At 60.4% G+C, this 16,081-nt stretch carries 18 protein-coding genes; 7 read left to right on the forward strand and 11 right to left on the reverse strand.

The window, feature by feature from the left end:
* Positions 1-17 precede the first annotated feature (17 nt).
* Positions 18-617: a COG3904 family protein gene (locus ACR0A1_RS10390; RefSeq protein WP_170392626.1), complete on the forward strand. Its 600-nt coding sequence runs from the start codon at positions 18-20 to the stop codon at positions 615-617.
* Here ACR0A1_RS10390 and speB read toward each other — a convergent pair.
* The 6 genes from speB to def (ACR0A1_RS10420) form a co-directional block, all read right to left on the reverse strand.
* Positions 614-1,435, reverse strand: coding sequence for an agmatinase (gene speB / locus ACR0A1_RS10395; RefSeq protein WP_480867364.1), 822 nt, complete (start codon positions 1,433-1,435; stop codon positions 614-616). The two genes, ACR0A1_RS10390 and speB, sit on opposite strands and share 4 nt — an antisense overlap.
* A 62-nt stretch (positions 1,436-1,497) precedes the next feature.
* Positions 1,498-1,734 (reverse strand): GlsB/YeaQ/YmgE family stress response membrane protein, encoded by a 237-nt coding sequence (locus ACR0A1_RS10400; protein ID WP_170392628.1) that lies wholly within the window; start codon positions 1,732-1,734, stop codon positions 1,498-1,500.
* A gap of 1 nt (position 1,735) precedes the next feature.
* Positions 1,736-1,972 carry a hypothetical protein gene (locus ACR0A1_RS10405; RefSeq protein ID WP_170392629.1) on the reverse strand — a complete coding sequence of 79 codons (237 nt, stop codon included), beginning with the start codon at positions 1,970-1,972 and terminating at the stop codon, positions 1,736-1,738.
* A gap of 6 nt (positions 1,973-1,978) precedes the next feature.
* A complete protein-coding gene (fmt, locus tag ACR0A1_RS10410) occupies positions 1,979-2,893 on the reverse strand; it encodes a methionyl-tRNA formyltransferase (protein WP_480867366.1) in 915 nt (304 codons plus the stop codon).
* A gap of 23 nt (positions 2,894-2,916) precedes the next feature.
* Positions 2,917-3,411, reverse strand: a complete 495-nt coding sequence (def, locus tag ACR0A1_RS10415; RefSeq protein WP_170513416.1) for a peptide deformylase — start codon at positions 3,409-3,411, stop codon at positions 2,917-2,919.
* Positions 3,408-3,926 (reverse strand): peptide deformylase, encoded by a 519-nt coding sequence (def, locus tag ACR0A1_RS10420; protein WP_170392632.1) that lies wholly within the window; start codon positions 3,924-3,926, stop codon positions 3,408-3,410. Before def (ACR0A1_RS10420) ends, def (ACR0A1_RS10415) begins: the two co-directional genes overlap by 4 nt.
* 94 nt (positions 3,927-4,020) lie before the next feature.
* Here def (ACR0A1_RS10420) and ACR0A1_RS10425 point away from each other — a divergent pair, with 94 nt between their 5' ends.
* The gene (locus tag ACR0A1_RS10425; RefSeq protein ID WP_480867369.1) at positions 4,021-5,193 is read left to right on the forward strand and encodes a MalY/PatB family protein; all 1,173 of its coding nucleotides are present in this window, start codon (positions 4,021-4,023) and stop codon (positions 5,191-5,193) included.
* A 28-nt stretch (positions 5,194-5,221) separates the two neighbouring features.
* Positions 5,222-5,920, forward strand: coding sequence for a fumarylacetoacetate hydrolase family protein (locus ACR0A1_RS10430; protein WP_480814761.1), 699 nt, complete (start codon positions 5,222-5,224; stop codon positions 5,918-5,920).
* A 91-nt stretch (positions 5,921-6,011) separates the two neighbouring features.
* Here the strand turns inward: ACR0A1_RS10430 and ACR0A1_RS10435 are convergent, their stop codons facing one another.
* Complete coding sequence (locus ACR0A1_RS10435) at positions 6,012-6,365, reverse strand: hypothetical protein (protein ID WP_170392635.1); 354 nt, start codon at positions 6,363-6,365, stop codon at positions 6,012-6,014.
* Positions 6,366-6,577: 212 nt separating this feature from the next.
* Here ACR0A1_RS10435 and ACR0A1_RS10440 point away from each other — a divergent pair, with 212 nt between their 5' ends.
* Positions 6,578-7,567 carry a glutathione S-transferase family protein gene (locus tag ACR0A1_RS10440; RefSeq protein WP_170597432.1) on the forward strand — a complete coding sequence of 330 codons (990 nt, stop codon included), beginning with the start codon at positions 6,578-6,580 and terminating at the stop codon, positions 7,565-7,567.
* On the opposite strand, the gene ACR0A1_RS10445 is transcribed toward ACR0A1_RS10440, so the two are convergent.
* Positions 7,549-7,911: a response regulator transcription factor gene (locus ACR0A1_RS10445; RefSeq protein ID WP_008756687.1), complete on the reverse strand. Its 363-nt coding sequence runs from the start codon at positions 7,909-7,911 to the stop codon at positions 7,549-7,551. The two genes, ACR0A1_RS10440 and ACR0A1_RS10445, sit on opposite strands and share 19 nt — an antisense overlap.
* Positions 7,912-8,092: 181 nt before the next feature.
* Here ACR0A1_RS10445 and cobD point away from each other — a divergent pair, with 181 nt between their 5' ends.
* The 3 genes from cobD to ACR0A1_RS10460 are packed head-to-tail and all read left to right on the forward strand — an operon-like array spanning position 8,093 to position 11,151.
* A complete protein-coding gene (gene cobD, locus ACR0A1_RS10450; protein ID WP_480867372.1) occupies positions 8,093-9,058 on the forward strand; it encodes a threonine-phosphate decarboxylase CobD in 966 nt (321 codons plus the stop codon).
* Entirely contained in the window at positions 9,055-9,975 is a 921-nt protein-coding gene (cbiB, locus tag ACR0A1_RS10455; RefSeq protein ID WP_480867374.1) for an adenosylcobinamide-phosphate synthase CbiB, read from the forward strand. The genes cobD and cbiB overlap by 4 nt, the downstream gene beginning before the upstream one ends.
* Before the next feature lie 12 nt (positions 9,976-9,987).
* On the forward strand, positions 9,988-11,151 hold the full coding sequence (locus tag ACR0A1_RS10460; RefSeq protein ID WP_170392638.1) for a lytic murein transglycosylase: 1,164 nt from the start codon (positions 9,988-9,990) through the stop codon (positions 11,149-11,151).
* 10 nt (positions 11,152-11,161) lie between these two features.
* On the opposite strand, the gene ACR0A1_RS10465 is transcribed toward ACR0A1_RS10460, so the two are convergent.
* The 3 genes from ACR0A1_RS10465 to ACR0A1_RS10475 form a co-directional block, all read right to left on the reverse strand.
* Entirely contained in the window at positions 11,162-11,959 is a 798-nt protein-coding gene (locus ACR0A1_RS10465) for a class II glutamine amidotransferase (protein ID WP_480867376.1), read from the reverse strand.
* 125 nt (positions 11,960-12,084) lie between these two features.
* Entirely contained in the window at positions 12,085-12,438 is a 354-nt protein-coding gene (locus tag ACR0A1_RS10470) for a hypothetical protein (protein ID WP_170625094.1), read from the reverse strand.
* A gap of 53 nt (positions 12,439-12,491) precedes the next feature.
* Positions 12,492-15,947: a chromosome segregation SMC family protein gene (locus tag ACR0A1_RS10475; protein ID WP_480867378.1), complete on the reverse strand. Its 3,456-nt coding sequence runs from the start codon at positions 15,945-15,947 to the stop codon at positions 12,492-12,494.
* Positions 15,948-16,081 lie beyond the last annotated feature (134 nt).

A 16,081-nucleotide genomic window follows, 5' to 3' on the forward strand; every position in this document is an offset into this window, starting at 1 on the left:
ACGGACAAGAGATCGCGATGACCTACAGACTTTCGTTTCTGGCCACGGCACTGCTGCTAACGGCATGTGCAGAGCAATACGCCCCGGTCAGCTTCACGGCAGTGGGCAATCAGATCGTCGCGTCCGGAACGATCGACCATACAACGCTCAGCGCGTTTGAAGAAGTGATGGACGAGAACCCCGAGATTAAGACGCTGGTGCTGCAAAATATCGAAGGTTCGGTCGATGATGACTCGAATGTGGTCTTCAGTCGCGTAGTGCGTGAGGAAGGGTTCGACACGGTGGTTCCGTCAAACGGGCTGGTGGCCTCGGGCGGCACCGATTTGTTTCTAGCGGGTAACCGACGCGTGCTGGAACCCGGCGCCTGCGTGGGGGTCCACAGCTGGGGCGGCGGCGGCTATGTCGCTGCGGAGCTACCCGAAGATCACCCCGAGCATGACCGGTATTTGAACTATTTCGAAGATATCGGCGTCGATCCCGACTTCTACTGGTTCACGCTGGATGCAGCATCCGAGGAAGAGATGCACTGGATGACGGCGTCCGAGGCGAACCGGTTCGACATGACTACACGGTCCGCCCCTCGCCTTGGCACTGCCGCAATCTGCGACGAACGTTAGCGACTGAGCAGCCGCGCGCCGATTTCCTTGACGAATTTCGCCGCCACCATGGCGGTCATGCCATAGGGATCGCGATGCGGGTTCAGCTCGACAATGTCCGCGCCAATCAACTGGCCCTTGAACCGGTAGATCAGGTCGATCACCTCACGCGTGCTGAGGCCACCGGGTTCGTGATGCGACACCCCGGGGGCAAAGGCGGGGTCCAGCGCGTCAAGGTCCAGTGACAGATAGACCGGGCCGTCAAAGCTGATCTCAAGATCGGGGCTCCAGTTGCGCATGTCGATCACCTCGACCCCGAACTTGTCGGCCTGTTCCTGTTGGTGCTTGTTCATGGTGCGGATCCCGACCTGAACGAGGCGACTGATCTTGCCGGTTTCCATCACGCGGGCAAACGGACAGCCATGACCCAGCGGGCCGATCTGCTGACTGTCATAGAGGTCGGGATGTGAGTCGATATGCAGGATATTCAGCCCCTCATACCGGTCCGCATGCGCCTTGATCAGCGGAAAGGCCACCGAGTGATCACCGCCCAATGACAGCAGCCGTGCGCCGGTTTCAATCCGGGCGGCGGCCCCTGCCTCGATCCGGTCGATGGGTTCCTGCCCCATCATCTCGAACACATCCAGATCGCCGGTGTCTTTGAAGCGGTCGGTTGCGCCCAGATCGGTGCCATCCTCGGCGGTCAGGTTGGCCGCGCCGGAATGCAACGCCTCGCGGATGCGACCCGGCGCAAAGGCGGGGCCTTGCAGGAATGAGGAATGCAGGTCCAACGGTACGCCCATCAGCGCGACGTCTCCGGCGGTCAGATCATGCGACATGAGAGGCCTTTCAACAAAGAATTGACGGGACATTGGTCGCAGATCACGGTCGGGTCAAGCGATCAGCGGCGGATATATGTCTGCCAGATCCAGATCACCAAGAGCGCCCCCAGAACGGCGCCGATAAACCCTGAGAGCCAGCCCATCACAGTGATGAGCGTGCGCAGCACCAAACCGCCCACCAAAGCGCCGACAATGCCGATCAGCATGGTGGTTGGAATATCGGCCTCGATCCGCATTAGGCGGGTGGCGAGGAAACCTGCAGCGGCTCCGACGATGATCAGGGCGATGATCGGCATATCATTTCCTCCAATGCGTGGGCACGATGATCAGCGCACCGATCGAGGACAGCACCGCGTCCAACCCCGGCGGGCCAAAGCTGATGCCGAACATGATGCGCACGAAATAGAACAGGAAAGCACCACCCACGCAGATGATGATCGACTGCAGATAGCCGTTATGGGTAAAGCCAGTCTGTTCAGACAGATAGCCTACGATCCCGGCAATCACGACCGTGCCCATCATGATCATGATCATATACGCCTACTCCGATGACAGGCGGGTCCCGGCCGGCATGGGCCATCCCCGCAGAAAAGTTTCCCTATCCTGCGCGCCCTTGCCTGCCCGTTGCAAGCGCAGCAGCTCAACCGCGCCTTCGCCGCAAGCCACGCGCAGGTGGTCGTCCAGCACCTCGCCCGGAGTGCCCCGTCCTTCGGCCAGCCGCGAAGCCAGTAGTTTGATCCGGTGACCCTCGACCTCGGTCCATGCGCCGGGGAACGGGGAGAGACCGCGGATTTTTCTATCGACTTCGGACGCGAGGGCCGACCAATCGATCCGCGCCTCGGATTTGTCGATCTTGGCGGCGTAGGTTACGCCGACCTCGGGCTGCGGTTCGGGGGTCAGGCTCGGCAGCGTGTTCAGCGCCTCAACGATCAGCGCCGCACCCATGCCCGACAGGCGGTCATGGAGTTCCGCCGTGGTTTCCTCAATCCCGATCTCGGTGGCCTCGCGCAGCAGAACGGGGCCTGTATCCAACCCGGCCTCCATCTGCATGATACAAACACCGGTTTGCACATCGCCTGCCATGATCGCGCGGTGGATCGGGGCGGCCCCGCGCCAGCGGGGCAGCATGCTGGCGTGGATGTTCAGGCAGCCATGGGTCGGCGCGTCCAGAATGGGTTGTGGCAGGATCAGGCCATAAGCGACGACGACCGCGATATCGGCGTTCAGCGCGGCAAAGCTGGCCTGTTCTTCGGGCGATTTCAGCGAGGTGGGGTGGCGAACGTCTAAGCCCAGCGCCAAGGCACGCGCGTGCACCGGGGTTGGACGGTCTTTTTTACCGCGACCGGCGGGGCGTGGCGGTTGGCAATAGACGGCGGCGATTTCGTGTTCGGCACGGACCAGCGCATCCAGCACCGGCACCGAGAAATCTGGCGTTCCCATGAAGATGATACGCATCCGTCCCTCCGTAGGATGGGGTTTCACCCCATCTTCTGTGCTTTGCGCAGCAGCATGTCGCGTTTGACCTTGCTGAGCCGGTCGAAATACATCCGCCCGTTCAGGTGGTCGATCTGATGCTGCACGCTGGTGGCTTCGATGCCGACAAAATCACGGCGGTCGATCTGGCCCTGTTCGTTGAGAAATTTCACGGTCACTGCGCGCGGGCGCTTCACCTTGGCAGACACGCCGGGCAAGTTCGGGCTGGCCTCGTCATGTTCACGCAGCTCAACCGAGCTGTGCAGAATCTCGGGGTTGGCCAGTCGCACAGCTTTGCCCCGCTGGGTCGAGCCATCCACGACAGCCAGCCGCAGCATCACTCCGATCTGCGGCGCAGCGAGGCCAACGCCCGGCATCGCCTCCATCGTATCGATCATGTCATCCCAGATGGTGCGGATGTCGTCGGTGATCTCGGGGACGTCCTCGGCCTTGGTGCGCAGACGTTTGTCGGGCCATGGCAGGCAGGTCCGCACCGTCATGTGCGGGCCTTTTCGCGCTTGAGCTTTTGCATCTTACGCGTGATCATCTGACGCTTGAGCGGTTTGAGATAGTCGATGAACAGCTTACCGTTCAGATGGTCGATCTCATGCTGCACACAAGTCGCCCAGAGATCATCAAAGGTTTCCTGCTGCAGATTACCGTCACGGTCCAGCCAGGTGACATCAACCGTCTTCGGGCGCGTGACTTCGGCATATTGCTCAGGGATCGACAGGCAGCCTTCTTCGTAGACGTTGGTCTCATCCGAGGAGGCGATGACCTCGGGGTTGAACATCACCAGTGGGCGTGGGGCCTCACCTTCTTCTTTGACGCAGTCCACCACGATCAGCCGGTCGAGCACACCGATCTGCGGCGCAGCAAGGCCAATACCGGGCGCGTCATACATCGTCTCCAGCATGTCATCGGCCAGTTTGCGCAGATCATCGGTGATGTCAGCCACCGGCGCGCAGACCTTTTTCAGGCGGGGATCGGGATGGATCAGGATATTGCGTTTCATGGGGCTGATTTAGGCCATCGCGCCCGCCTCCGCAACGGCCCCCTTGCACCTTATGGATTTGTGGTTAGCTTTCGCCTCGACAGATGGAGATGACATGACTTTCAACGACCTGATCGACCGCCGGGGCACCAACTCTTCAAAATGGGACAAGATGGAGCAGCTTTACGGTGTCGCCCCCGAGGATGGGCTGGCCATGTGGACGGCTGATTCCGACTATGCCACGGCCCCTTGCGTGATCGAGGCGGTGCGGGAAGCGGCCGATCATGGCGCGTTTGGATATTCATGGATGCACCCGGATTATCTGAACGCGATCCAGTGGTGGATGAAGACTCGCCATGGCTGGGAGATCGACACCGATTGGATTCTGACCTCGCAAGGGTTGGGCAATGCGATTGCCCTGTGTCTGGATGTTTGGAGTGAACCGGGAGATGGCGTCGTGATCTTCACACCCGTCTACCATGAGTTTGCCCATAAGGTGAACAAATCCGGCCGCCGCGTGGTGGAATGCCCGCTGGTACGCGATGGCGACAGCTATAGGCTTGATCTGGACGATGCGCAGTCGCGGTTGGACGGATCAGAAAAGCTGCTGCTGTGGTGCTCGCCGCAGAACCCGTCAGGTCGGGTCTGGACGCCGGATGAACTGCGCGCTGTAGCGGCGTTTGCGGAGCGCAACGGGCTGATCCTTGTGTCGGACGAGATTCACCATGATCTGGTTTATCCGGGCAACACCTTCGTACCGATGGATACGGCCGCCCCTGATGCGCGCCCGTGGACGGTGACACTGACCGCGGCGTCGAAAACATTCAACATCGCCGGTCAGCGTACCGGCAACATGATCATTCCCGACGCCAAGCTGCGGGCCGAGATGCGGCACCGGATCACCACGCTGGACTATGACCCCAGTGCGTTGGGTGTGGCGATGATCACTGCCGCCTATTCGCCGGAAGGTGCAAAATGGGTCGATGAACAAATTGCCCACCTGGACGCGAACCGGAAGCTGTTTGATGCTGCCATCGCCGAGATACCGGGCCTGTGGTCGATGCCTCTGCAGGCGACCTATCTGGCATGGGTCGATTTTTCGGGCACGGGTATGAGCCACGATGAGTTTGTCCGCCGCCTACGCGAAGATGCGCGGATCGCGACATCCTCAGGCCCCGGTTTTGGCACCGGTGGAGAAACCTTCGAGCGCTTCAATCTGGCCACCCAACGCGAGCGGGTTGAAGAAGCCTGTGCGCGATTGAAGGCAGCCTTTGGCGATTTACAATGAACCCCGTTCAAAAAAACGGAGGCACGTCATGCCCAACCACCTTTTTACGCTTCCGGACATCCCAAGCATCCCGGTGCAGGGGGAACAGGCGACCTATCCGATCGGGCGGATTTTTTGCGTCGGCCGCAACTATGCCGCCCACGCTGCCGAGATGGGGCATGAGGTGGATCGTCAGGCGCCGTTTTACTTCACCAAATCCGCGCCCAACGCGGTTTTGACCGGAGCGCATGTGCCGTATCCGGCAGGCACCGAGGATTATCATCACGAAATGGAACTGGCCGTTGCAATCGGCAAACCGGTTTTTCGGGCCACAGCCACTGAGGCCCGCAACGCGATTTTTGGCTATGGCTGTGCGCTGGACATGACGCGCCGCGACCTGCAGATCCGCGAGCGCAACAAGCAGCGCCCCTGGGATCTGGGCAAGGATGTGGAAAACGGCGCGGTCTTCGCTCCGCTGACCCGCGCCGATGACTGGAGCCCATCTGATGACAAGCGCATCTATCTGAGCGTCAATGAGCGGGTCGCACAAGACGCCACATTGTCTGAGCTGGTCTGGAAGATCGATGAACTGATCTCCCATCTATCGGGTTTCTACCATTTGCGCCCCGGCGATCTGATCCTGACCGGCACACCCGCCGGGGTCGGGCCTGTGGTCGCCGGAGACAGAATTGAAGGCGGCATCGATGGTTTGGCTCCTGTGCACCTGACCCTGACGGCCTCCGACTAAACCGTCCGGCCTGATCCCTGAGAATCTTGAGGCCCCATTACCGCCCGAGCGCCGGTGGCGCGTCGGTGCCAAAGATCAATCGGTGCGCGCGTCAGTCGCGGTTTTCAAGCAATGCGATCGGTGCATCCGGGGCGCGGTAGAAATCCAGTGGAGCCTTGTCCGTCGCCACAGTGTTACGCTTGAACTCATAGCGCATTTCACCCACCGCTTCTTCGTCTGCGATTATCAGGCACTGATACATGTGGTTGGCACCGTCATAGATATCGACGAGCCCACGCAGGCGCGGCGTGGTTTCGGCCTCGACGGTGAAACCATCCTTCCACAATGTCAAAATTTTGAAGCTATTGTCGCCAACCTCCACCCGCAAACGGCTGGATTTCTTGAGGGTAGCGATTCGGGCCGCATCCAATTCGGCGCGAATTTCCTTGGAAACATAGGTACTCATAATAAACTTCCCCCCTTAACACTCATTAGTCTGACGCGATTCCTGTAAAAATCCAGTGAACGGCGTCACATAAGTTTTGGCATTGCGGTTCTGGTGCCCAGACACCGCACCCCACCTGTGCGCGCATGCAGGCCTGATGCGCGCCCGGTGAAATAGGATCGTGACGCAAGACGGCCTATCTTTGACCCAATCGCAATGCGAAAGGAATAACGATGGGCCTGCTTGTCGACGGCGAATGGCATGACACCTGGTATGACACCAAATCCACAGGCGGGGCGTTCAAACGCTCGGCCGCACAGTTTCGCAACTGGATCACCGCCGATGGCGCGCCCGGCCCCTCGGGGCGCGGCGGGTTCGAGGCGGAATCGGGGCGCTATCACCTTTATGTCTCGCACGCCTGCCCTTGGGCGCACCGCACACTGATCTTTCGTGAGTTGAAAGGGCTGAGCGACCACATCTCGGTCTCGGTCGTGCATCCGGATATGCTGGATAAAGGTTGGACCTTTGAGACCGACGACCATGGCGCGACCGGCGACAAACTGTTCGGATCAGAATTTGCCCATCAAATCTACACCCGTGCCGACCCTCACTATTCGGGCCGCGTTACGGTTCCGATCCTGTGGGACAAAGTTGAGAAAACGATCGTGTCGAACGAAAGCTCGGAAATCATCCGCATGTTCAACTCGGCTTTCAACGGGATCACCGGCAACACAGACGACTACTGGCCCGAGGCAATGCGGGACGAGATCGAAGAGGTCAACGCGCGCATCTATTCCGATGTCAATAACGGGGTCTACAAATCCGGCTTTGCCACCTCGCAAGAAGCTTATGACGCCGCGGTTGGCCCTCTGTTCGACACGCTGGACTGGCTTGAGGATCGTCTGGCCCGGAACCGCTATCTTATGGGTGACCGCGTGACCGAGGCCGACTGGCGCCTGTTCACCACATTGATCCGGTTCGACCCGGTTTATCATTTACATTTCAAGTGCAACAAGCGTCGGTTGGTGGACTACCCGAACCTCTGGGCCTTTACGCGGGAGCTATATCAATGGCCCGGCGTGGCGCAGACAGTGAACATGAACCACATCGTGCGCCACTATCACTTCAGCCATGACAGCATCAATCCGCACCGAATTATTCCAGTGAATCCAACGTTGGACTATTCAGAACCTCATGGGCGGGATCAGCGCCCCGCCGCGTAGTGTTCGACCATGGCCGCCAGATCCTCGGGCGGGGTCGAGCTTTGGACATAAGCGCAGGCATTGGCGCTGTGGGCAAAGATTGACCCGTCCGAGAAGAAGGTAGTGTTGGTGACGAAGATCACCCGAGCCTCGGGCCTGCGATAGCTTGCGAAATCGGCAACCGCCAAGGCGCTGCCGGTTTCCAGAACCAGATCCAACACGATGATATCGAAGGCAGTGCCATAGAGCGCGAGGATCGCGGCCTCTTGCGTTTCGACCAGCGTGACTTCGGCCTCCTGCCTTTGCAGATGCCGCTGCCAGACCCGACCTAGATCGGGGTTACTCTCAACAATCAGTACTTTCATTTGCAACAACCTCGGCACGTGATATGGGTGAGTGGTGCCGACCCCTGTTGTCCGTGATCACGCGATTTCCTTAACAAAGTGTTAACAAGGCCCGCACAGCGCCGTGATCGGGCGGATTCGCTTGTAAGAACGGCAAAAATCCGCTTGAAGCATGAGAAATAGGCGATTCCGGCTGGGGCAGATGGTTGGACAGGATGACAGATTGAACCCTCGGGCTGCGCGCGATCATGGCGGAGGGCTGGATGGCGCGATGACGCGGTTTGGGGGCACGCGCGCAGACTGGATCGATCTGTCCACGGGGATCAATCCGCATGCTTATGAGGTCTCGGGCCTGCAGCCTCCGGACTGGATGGAACTGCCGGATCATGGCGCGTTCGAACGCCTCTCGGACGCGGCGCGGGTGTTTTGGAACGTGCCTGATGGGGCCGAGATTCTGCCATCGCCTGGTGCCTCTGCGGTGATTGCCCGCGTGCCCGCGCTGACCAAAGCCGGCCGCGTGCAGATCACGATGCCCACCTATAACGAACATGCCGCTGCATTCACCGCTCAGGGTTGGACGGTGCACGAGAGCGGCCCGGCTCAGGCACGTGTCATCGTAAACCCCAACAATCCTGATGGGCGCATCTGGCAGGACGCGGATGTCGACGCGCCGCTGACGGTGATCGATGAAAGCTTCTGCGACGTAACGCCCGAAGCCTCGCTGATTCATCTGGCCCAGCGGCCCGGCATCGTGGTGCTGAAGAGCTTTGGCAAATTTTGGGGGTTGGCCGGGTTGCGACTGGGTTTTGCAATCGGCCATCCCGATCTGATTGCACGATTGAACGACCTGACCGGACCATGGGCCGTATCCGGCCCGGCACTGCGGGTCGGCGCGCAAGCGTTGCACGATGTAAAATGGGCTGATGAAACTCGCATGCGTCTGGCAAATGAAGCAACACGGTTGGATCAGCTTTTAACGTCCAAAGGTGCGCGGCTGATTGGCGGCACCAGCCTGTTCCGCCTCTACGACGTTGATGACGCGACCGCCTGGCAAGACCGATTGGCGCGGGCGCATATCTGGAGCCGAATTTTCCCCTATTCCCGGACCTACCTGCGCCTTGGATTACCGCCAGCAGATGGTTGGGCCCGGTTGGAAGCAGCGCTGTGAGCACCGCGTTCCTATTGGTCTGCGCTGTGTGTCTGGACGCAGCATTGGGTGAGCCGGATTGGCTGTGGTCGCGGATTCGCCACCCTGCCGTACTGATGGGCAACGCGATTGGCTGGCTGGACAACCGGCTGAACCATGGGGCGTATCGCCGCCTCAAAGGGGTTGCGACGGTGCTCATCCTGGTTGCGGTGGCACTCATCCTTGGCCGGTTGCTGGAGCTGCTTGGTCCGATCGTCGAGATCGTGGTCTGCGCCATCCTTCTGGCCCAGAAATCCCTGATCACCCATGTTCGCGCAGTTGGCGAAGGCCTGTTGACCTCGCTTGCCGAAGGGCGCGCGCAGGTCGCCATGATTGTCTCGCGCGATACGCGAGATATGACCGAGGCGCAGGTGGCGCGCTCGGCCATCGAAAGCGCCGCCGAAAACCTGAGCGACGGGGTGATTGCCCCAGCCTTCTGGTTTCTGGTCGCAGGTCTGCCGGGGCTGCTGGTTTACAAGGTCGTCAACACCGCCGACAGTATGATCGGTTATCGCAACGACAAATACCGCGCCTTCGGCTGGGCAGCGGCGCGGCTGGATGATGTGCTGAACCTTGTCCCAGCACGCCTGACCTTCGTAATGATCGTCGCGCTGTCCAGCCAATGGTCGCTCTGGGGAGAGATGGTTGAGGATGCACGCCGCCATATCTCACCCAACGCAGGCTGGCCCGAGGCCGCGATGGCACGTGCGCTTGATATCGCACTGGCCGGACCGCGCAGCTATGATGGCCAGATGCGGGATCTTGCTTGGGTGAACGGGAATGCGCGGCAGAATATCGACGCGGCGGAGGTTTTTCGCGCATCAGACATGCTCTGGCAGGTATGGGGGCTTGCGCTTGGGCTCGTGTCGGTGTGGGTTGGGTTCAACTTCATATTCTGACGGATCAGCCTTATGCGTTTCCTTTCCGGCCTTATTGCCGCCGCCCTCTTCGCCTCGCCTGCACTCGCCCAATGCGGCGGTGGGTTCAATACCTTCGTCAAAGGGCTGAAAGCCGAAGCCATTCAGCAGGGTTACGACAAATCCACCGTCAACAGCTTTTTCAAGGGCGTGCAGCAGGACGGAGCCGTTCTGAAAGCCGACCGCGCGCAGGGCGTATTCCAGAAACCATTCATCGACTTCTCGCGGCGCCTGATTTCACAGAACCGGATCGACCGGGGCAAGGCCATGTCGGGCAAATACGACGCGGTGTTTGACCGGATTGAGCAGGAATACGGCATTTCGCGCGGTGTGCTACTGGCATTTTGGGCGTTCGAGACCGACTACGGGTCCTTTCAGGGCGATTTCAACACCCGCAACGCGCTGGTGACGCTGGCCCACGACTGCCGCCGCCCCGAGTTGTTCCGCCCGCAGATTTTCGCCGCGATCGAGCTGTACAGCCAGGGCAATTTTGACCCCGCCCGCACCACCGGGGCTTGGGCCGGTGAAATCGGCATGGTCCAGATGCTGCCCCGCGACATTCTGGAAAACGGCGTGGATGGGGACGGAGACGGCAAGGTTTCGCTAAAAACCTCGGCACCGGATGCACTGATGTCCGGGGCCAAGATGCTGTCGCATCTTGGTTGGCAACCGGGTCAGCCATGGCTGCAAGAGGTCACCGTGCCCGCGCAGATGGACTGGTCTCTCTCTGGCCCCGGCAAGCCCCGCTCGGTGTCCGAATGGCAGGCGATGGGCGTGCAGGCGCGCAGTGGGTCTTTGGCAAATCTGCCTGCCTCGCTGATCCTGCCACAAGGGCATAAAGGACCCGCCTTTCTGGCTTACCCGAATTTCGATGTCTATTTCGAATGGAACCAGAGCTTCGTTTACGTCCTAACCGCCGCCTATTTCGGCACACGGCTGGAAGGCGCGCAGATCTACGACGCAGGCAACCCCGCGCCGGGGCTGACGGGCGCACAGATGAAGCAGTTGCAGAGCAAGCTACAGGCACGGGGTTATGATGTAGGCAAGATCGACGGCATCCTTGGGGCCGGAACCCGTGCGGCTGTGCAGGCTGAACAATTGCGTCTGGGTTTGCCAGCGGATGCGTGGCCAACGACACAGCTGCTGAAGCAGCTATAAGGGTCAGCGCCTAGGCAACCTTTGCAGGTTCACGTTTCACTGACGGATCAAACGCATGGATAGATACCAGCGAGCTTTCTGTGACGATGGCGGTATTGGGCTGTATTTCAACCCAGCCGTCACTGTCTGCATCAAGCGGTTCGGAAGATATCACTATCCCGTCTTCAGAGGTCCGGTAATGCAGACTGGGTGCATAACGATCAGACGCATAGCGCGCTGCAAATACACGGCTGCCATCTGACCAGCACGCAGCAAACCGCATATAAGGCAACGATCCGCATTGTCGGGACAACGCTTCCACCCGCCCCACGGCCCGTGCCATTGCGTCGATCGGATTTGAATCCAGACCTTCGCCTTGAGCAATCAAAAAGATCGCTTCACTTTCTGTCGCACCCATTCGGTGCCCGTATAAATGTGCCGGGATCATAGCATCGAGCTGCTGCCGGATTTGGTCATGCCCTCCAGCCTGGCCATTGTGCATGAAGCTCCATTTGCCAAATCCAAATGGGTGACAGTTGTTGCGCGAGGTCGCAGTGCCTGTCGACGCTCTTACATGGGCCAAAAACAGTCGTGATCGTGTGTGATGAGCCAGTTGTTTGAGATTTGCATCGGACCATGCGGGATGAGTGTCCTTGTAGAAACAGGGCGTTTCGCGATCAGAATACCAAGACAGTCCAAACCCGTCGGCATTGATTGGTGTCTTCCCGATCAACGCGTTGCGGCTTTGAATGACAAGCGATTGCTCTTGCTCCTGAATCAATTCATCCAGATATCGCGGCTCCCCAACCCAAGCCAAAAATCGGCACATTTGGCATCCCCATCAGTTTTTCGATCCAGGGCATTCTACAACTTGATTTGACGATGATTATCCCGTTTTCTTCCGTTTTTACTCAAAGCCTCTATCAAATTTACCAATTGATCGGGAATAACAGATCAATTACTCGCTCTGACCGGATAGCGATCGCCTTTCTCGTCGATCAGGATCAACCGCTCACCACTGCGGACATATAGGTCGCATCGACTGAACCCATTGCGATACGCGATGCAAACACTGCCGTCCCCGGCGATGGAATAGGTGCCAAAGGCGGATTCTCCGCTGGCATAGGTATAGGAATAGGCCCCTCCGGCCGAGTATTTGGACTGACCGTCATCATAGAATGTCAGAGTCTGGCCTGCCAAAGCCTCAAGCTCCTGCGGAGAAAGCGGCTGGTCTCCGGGTTTGGTGGCCCATTCGGCGGCCGCAAGTGGGGTGGCGCATAGCAGAAAAAAGATCAGTGATCGGGTCATACGCTACCCTAACCCGGCAAGCCGGGAATGGGTCATAACGTTGCGGTGATCGCTCAGGCGACCATCTGCTCGGCCTTTTTCAGATCGACCGAAACCAGTTGGCTGACACCCTGTTCCTGCATCGTCACACCGAACAGCCGATCCATCCGCGCCATGGTCACCGCGTGGTGGGTGATGATCAGGAAACGCGTATCGGTCTGGCGGCACATCTCGTCCAGCAAGTCGCAGAAGCGGGTGACGTTGGCATCGTCCAGCGGGGCGTCGACCTCATCCAGCACACAGATCGGGGCGGGGTTGGCAAGGAACACGCCAAAGATCAACGCCGTCGCGGTCAGGGTCTGTTCGCCGCCCGAAAGCAGGCTGAGAGTCGAGAGCTTTTTGCCCGGCGGCTGGCACATGATCTCAAGGCCCGCATCCAGCGGATCGTCGCTTTCGACCATGACCAGATTGGCCTCACCGCCACCAAACAGGTGCTTGAACAGCATGGCGAAGTTGGAATTCACCTGCTCGAACGCGGTCAGCAAGCGTTCGCGACCCTCGCGGTTGAGGCTGGCGATGCCGCTGCGCAGGGCCTTGATCGCCTCCTCCAGATCGGCCTTTTCGCCGTTCAGCGTGTCGAATTCTTCCTGAACTTCTTTGCTGTCCTCTTCAGCCCGTAGGTTCACTGCGCCCATGGCGTCGCGCTGACGCTTGTGGCGGTTCACTTCGGCTTCAAGTGCGTCGGCGGCGGGCATCTGGTCAGGGTTCACGTCCAGTTGGTTCAGCAGCTGGTTCGGCGTCAGTTGCTGATCCTCGGCAATGCGTTCTGCTGCGGCGACTACGCTTTCCTTGGCGGCGTCGCAACGCGCCTCAGCCGCCGCGCGGCTTTCGCGCGCCTCCGAGGCCAGACGTTCGGCTTCGCGCTCGGCAAGAACCACCTCGCGCTGCTGGGTCTCGGCCTCGGCCAACTTGTCGGCGGCTTCGGCGCGCCGAGACTCAGCGGTTTCGATCAGCTCGTTCAGTTCTTCCCGTGCCTCGGCGATTTCGCTGGGGGCCGCCATCGCCTCGGTCAGTTCTTCTTCCGAGCTTTCCTTGCGTTCGGCCAGTTCCGATATCCGCTTTTCCGCCGTTTCCAGACGATGCCGCCAACCGCTGAGGTCCTTAGTCACCTCCTGCGTGCGCCGGGTGCGCGCCTCGCCCTCGCGGCGCAATTCATCATGCGTTGAGCGGTGGGTCAGCATGGTGATCCGCGCCGCCTCGACAGTCTGCTTGATGTCCTCGACCTGCGCGCGGGCGCTGTCGAGATCGCCCAGGCCAGTCAACGCGCCTTCAGCCTCACGCAGTTGTGCGCGGGCGGACATGGCGTCTTCCTTATGACGGTCGACCGCGAGTGTCAGTGTTTCCAGCTTGCCCTGCGCCAGATTTCGATCCGCCTCAGCCCGGCTGAGCATCCGCGCGGTTTCCGCCATGCGCTGATCCGCGGCACGGCGGGCCTCGCGGGCGCGGCGGTCGGCTTCGGTGACGTCGGCCAGTTGCTGCGACAGCGCTTCATGCGCGGCGCGCGCGCCGTCGGCTTGTGCCTCGGTGCGTGTCAGTTCCTGTTTCAGCGCTTCCAGCTTGTTGAGCTGTTCCAGTCGCAGGGCGGCAGCGCTTGGTGCATCCTCGGCCCAGGCGCGGAATCCGTCCCAGCGCCACAAATCTCCCGAGCGTGAGACCAAGCGTTGACCCGGTTTCAACGACGCCTGCAGGCGCGCGCCCTGATCCGCATCGACCAGACCGATCTGCGCAATACGGCGACTTAGGCGGTCGGGGCCGGACACATGCAACGCCAGCGGCTCGGCCCCGTCGGGCAAGGGCTGGTCGCTGTCATAGCCCGCTACCTGCACCCAACCTGAAGGTCCGTCGCCCTCGACCAACGGTGCACGCAGGTCATCCGCCAGCGCAGCCCCCAATGCCTTTTCAAAGCCCGTTGCCACCCGCAGCATGTCGAGCACTTGCCCACCCTCAGCCGTGTCGCGTTCGACCAGCTTGGCCAGCGCGGTGGTCTCGGCCCTTATCGCGCCCAGTTCACCCTCGGCCTCGGAGCGTTTGGCGCGCGCCTCGGCCTCACGCGCCTGTGTATCGTTGCGCAGCTCGTCGGCGGCGGCCAGTGCTTCTTCCGCTGCCTCAGCAGCTTCGCGGGCTTCTTCCTCACCCTCTTGCGCGGTCTCGAACGCCTCGCTGGCACGGGAAAGGGCATTGCGCGCCTCGTCCACGGCGGCGCGGGCCTTTTCTTCCTCGCCCTCGGAACGAACCAGTGTCTTGCGGCTGTCTTCAACCAGTCGTTGCGCCGATTGGTGGCGAGCCACCAGACGGGCCATGTCTTCGGTTTCCTGCGACAGGTGATCTTCGCGATCCTGCAACACCGACGCGGCCTCGCGCGCAACTTCAGCAGCTTCAGCGACCTTTTCGTCATAGCCATCGGCGGCTTTTGCAAGCTCGCGGGCCTCCCATTCGAGCCGTTCGATCATCTCACCCGCGTCCCGGTTCAGACCGGATTCGCGTTCGATGTCGTTGCCCAATTGCTGGATACGGTTGGTCAGAGTCTCGATCGTCTGGCGTGCGCGGGTTTCCTGATCCGACAGCTGATCGCGCTGCACCTGCTGGCGCTGCAGGACGGCTGCGGCGATGGCCTCTTCCTCACGCAAGGGCGGCAGGGTTTCCTCGATCTCAGCGCGTTTGGCGGCGGATTCACGGGCGGATGCCTCGGCGCGAGAGGCTTCGGTGATCCGGTCGCGTAGCTTTTCCTCGGCCGCCTGACGGGCCATGTCGGCCTCTTTCCAACGGCGATAGAGCAGCATCCCTTCGGCCTGACGCAACAGCTCGCCGATCTCGCGATACCGCGCCGCCTGCCGGGCCTGACGGGCGAGTTGTGCCAACTGCCCGCCCAATTGTTCCAGCACGTCATCCACGCGGGTCAGGTTGGCCTCGGTGCCTTTCAGTTTCAGTTCTGCCTCGTGGCGGCGTTGATAAAGCCCGGAGATGCCGGCGGCCTCTTCCAGAATGCGACGTCGTGCGCGGGGTTTGGCGTTGATCAGTTCGGCAATGCGATTTTGCCCCACCAGCGCAGGCGAATGCGCACCGGTCGAGGCGTCCGCGAACAGCATTTGAACGTCGCGGGCGCGCACATCCTTGCCGTTGGTCTTGTAGGCACTGCCCACATCGCGGGTGATGCGGCGGACAATTTCCAACTGGTCGCTGTCGTTGAAGCCGGATGGCGCCAAACGTTCCGAGTTGTCCATCGTCAGGACCACCTCGGCAAAGTTGCGCGCAGGCCGAGTGGCAGCGCCCGCAAAGATCACATCCTCCATCGCGCCACCGCGCATGGATTTGGGACGGTTTTCACCCATCACCCAGCGCAACGCTTCCAGCAGATTGGACTTGCCGCAGCCATTCGGACCAACCACTCCGGTCAGCCCGTCCGCGATGATCAGATCGGTCGGGTCCACGAAGCTTTTGAAGCCTGTCAGTTTGAGTTTGCTAAAGCGCAATGGCTGCTCTTGGTATGATTCCTATGGGTAAGAAGTCTGCGCAACGGATGGGGGAGGTGTCAACGTGATTGCGCAGGATATGGGAGATTGGACCAAGTTATCCACAACATCTTGGCAAAACTACGCGGAGTCTC

The sequence above is a fragment of the Ruegeria sp. D6 genome (genome assembly GCF_056534365.1).

What these genes read in the sequence shown, in the direction of transcription:
- ACR0A1_RS10390 (WP_170392626.1), top strand. Translation starts at nt 18, where the DNA reads ATGACCTACAGACTTTCGTTTCTGGCCACGGCACTGCTGCTAACGGCA.
- speB (WP_480867364.1), bottom strand. Translation starts at nt 1,435, where the DNA reads ATGTCGCATGATCTGACCGCCGGAGACGTCGCGCTGATGGGCGTACCG.
- ACR0A1_RS10400 (WP_170392628.1), bottom strand. Translation starts at nt 1,734, where the DNA reads ATGCCGATCATCGCCCTGATCATCGTCGGAGCCGCTGCAGGTTTCCTC.
- ACR0A1_RS10405 (WP_170392629.1), bottom strand. Translation starts at nt 1,972, where the DNA reads ATGATCATGATCATGATGGGCACGGTCGTGATTGCCGGGATCGTAGGC.
- fmt (WP_480867366.1), bottom strand. Translation starts at nt 2,893, where the DNA reads ATGCGTATCATCTTCATGGGAACGCCAGATTTCTCGGTGCCGGTGCTG.
- def (WP_170513416.1), bottom strand. Translation starts at nt 3,411, where the DNA reads ATGACGGTGCGGACCTGCCTGCCATGGCCCGACAAACGTCTGCGCACC.
- def (WP_170392632.1), bottom strand. Translation starts at nt 3,926, where the DNA reads ATGAAACGCAATATCCTGATCCATCCCGATCCCCGCCTGAAAAAGGTC.
- ACR0A1_RS10425 (WP_480867369.1), top strand. Translation starts at nt 4,021, where the DNA reads ATGACTTTCAACGACCTGATCGACCGCCGGGGCACCAACTCTTCAAAA.
- ACR0A1_RS10430 (WP_480814761.1), top strand. Translation starts at nt 5,222, where the DNA reads ATGCCCAACCACCTTTTTACGCTTCCGGACATCCCAAGCATCCCGGTG.
- ACR0A1_RS10435 (WP_170392635.1), bottom strand. Translation starts at nt 6,365, where the DNA reads ATGAGTACCTATGTTTCCAAGGAAATTCGCGCCGAATTGGATGCGGCC.
- ACR0A1_RS10440 (WP_170597432.1), top strand. Translation starts at nt 6,578, where the DNA reads ATGGGCCTGCTTGTCGACGGCGAATGGCATGACACCTGGTATGACACC.
- ACR0A1_RS10445 (WP_008756687.1), bottom strand. Translation starts at nt 7,911, where the DNA reads ATGAAAGTACTGATTGTTGAGAGTAACCCCGATCTAGGTCGGGTCTGG.
- cobD (WP_480867372.1), top strand. Translation starts at nt 8,093, where the DNA reads ATGGTTGGACAGGATGACAGATTGAACCCTCGGGCTGCGCGCGATCAT.
- ACR0A1_RS10460 (WP_170392638.1), top strand. Translation starts at nt 9,988, where the DNA reads ATGCGTTTCCTTTCCGGCCTTATTGCCGCCGCCCTCTTCGCCTCGCCT.
- ACR0A1_RS10465 (WP_480867376.1), bottom strand. Translation starts at nt 11,959, where the DNA reads ATGTGCCGATTTTTGGCTTGGGTTGGGGAGCCGCGATATCTGGATGAA.
- ACR0A1_RS10470 (WP_170625094.1), bottom strand. Translation starts at nt 12,438, where the DNA reads ATGACCCGATCACTGATCTTTTTTCTGCTATGCGCCACCCCACTTGCG.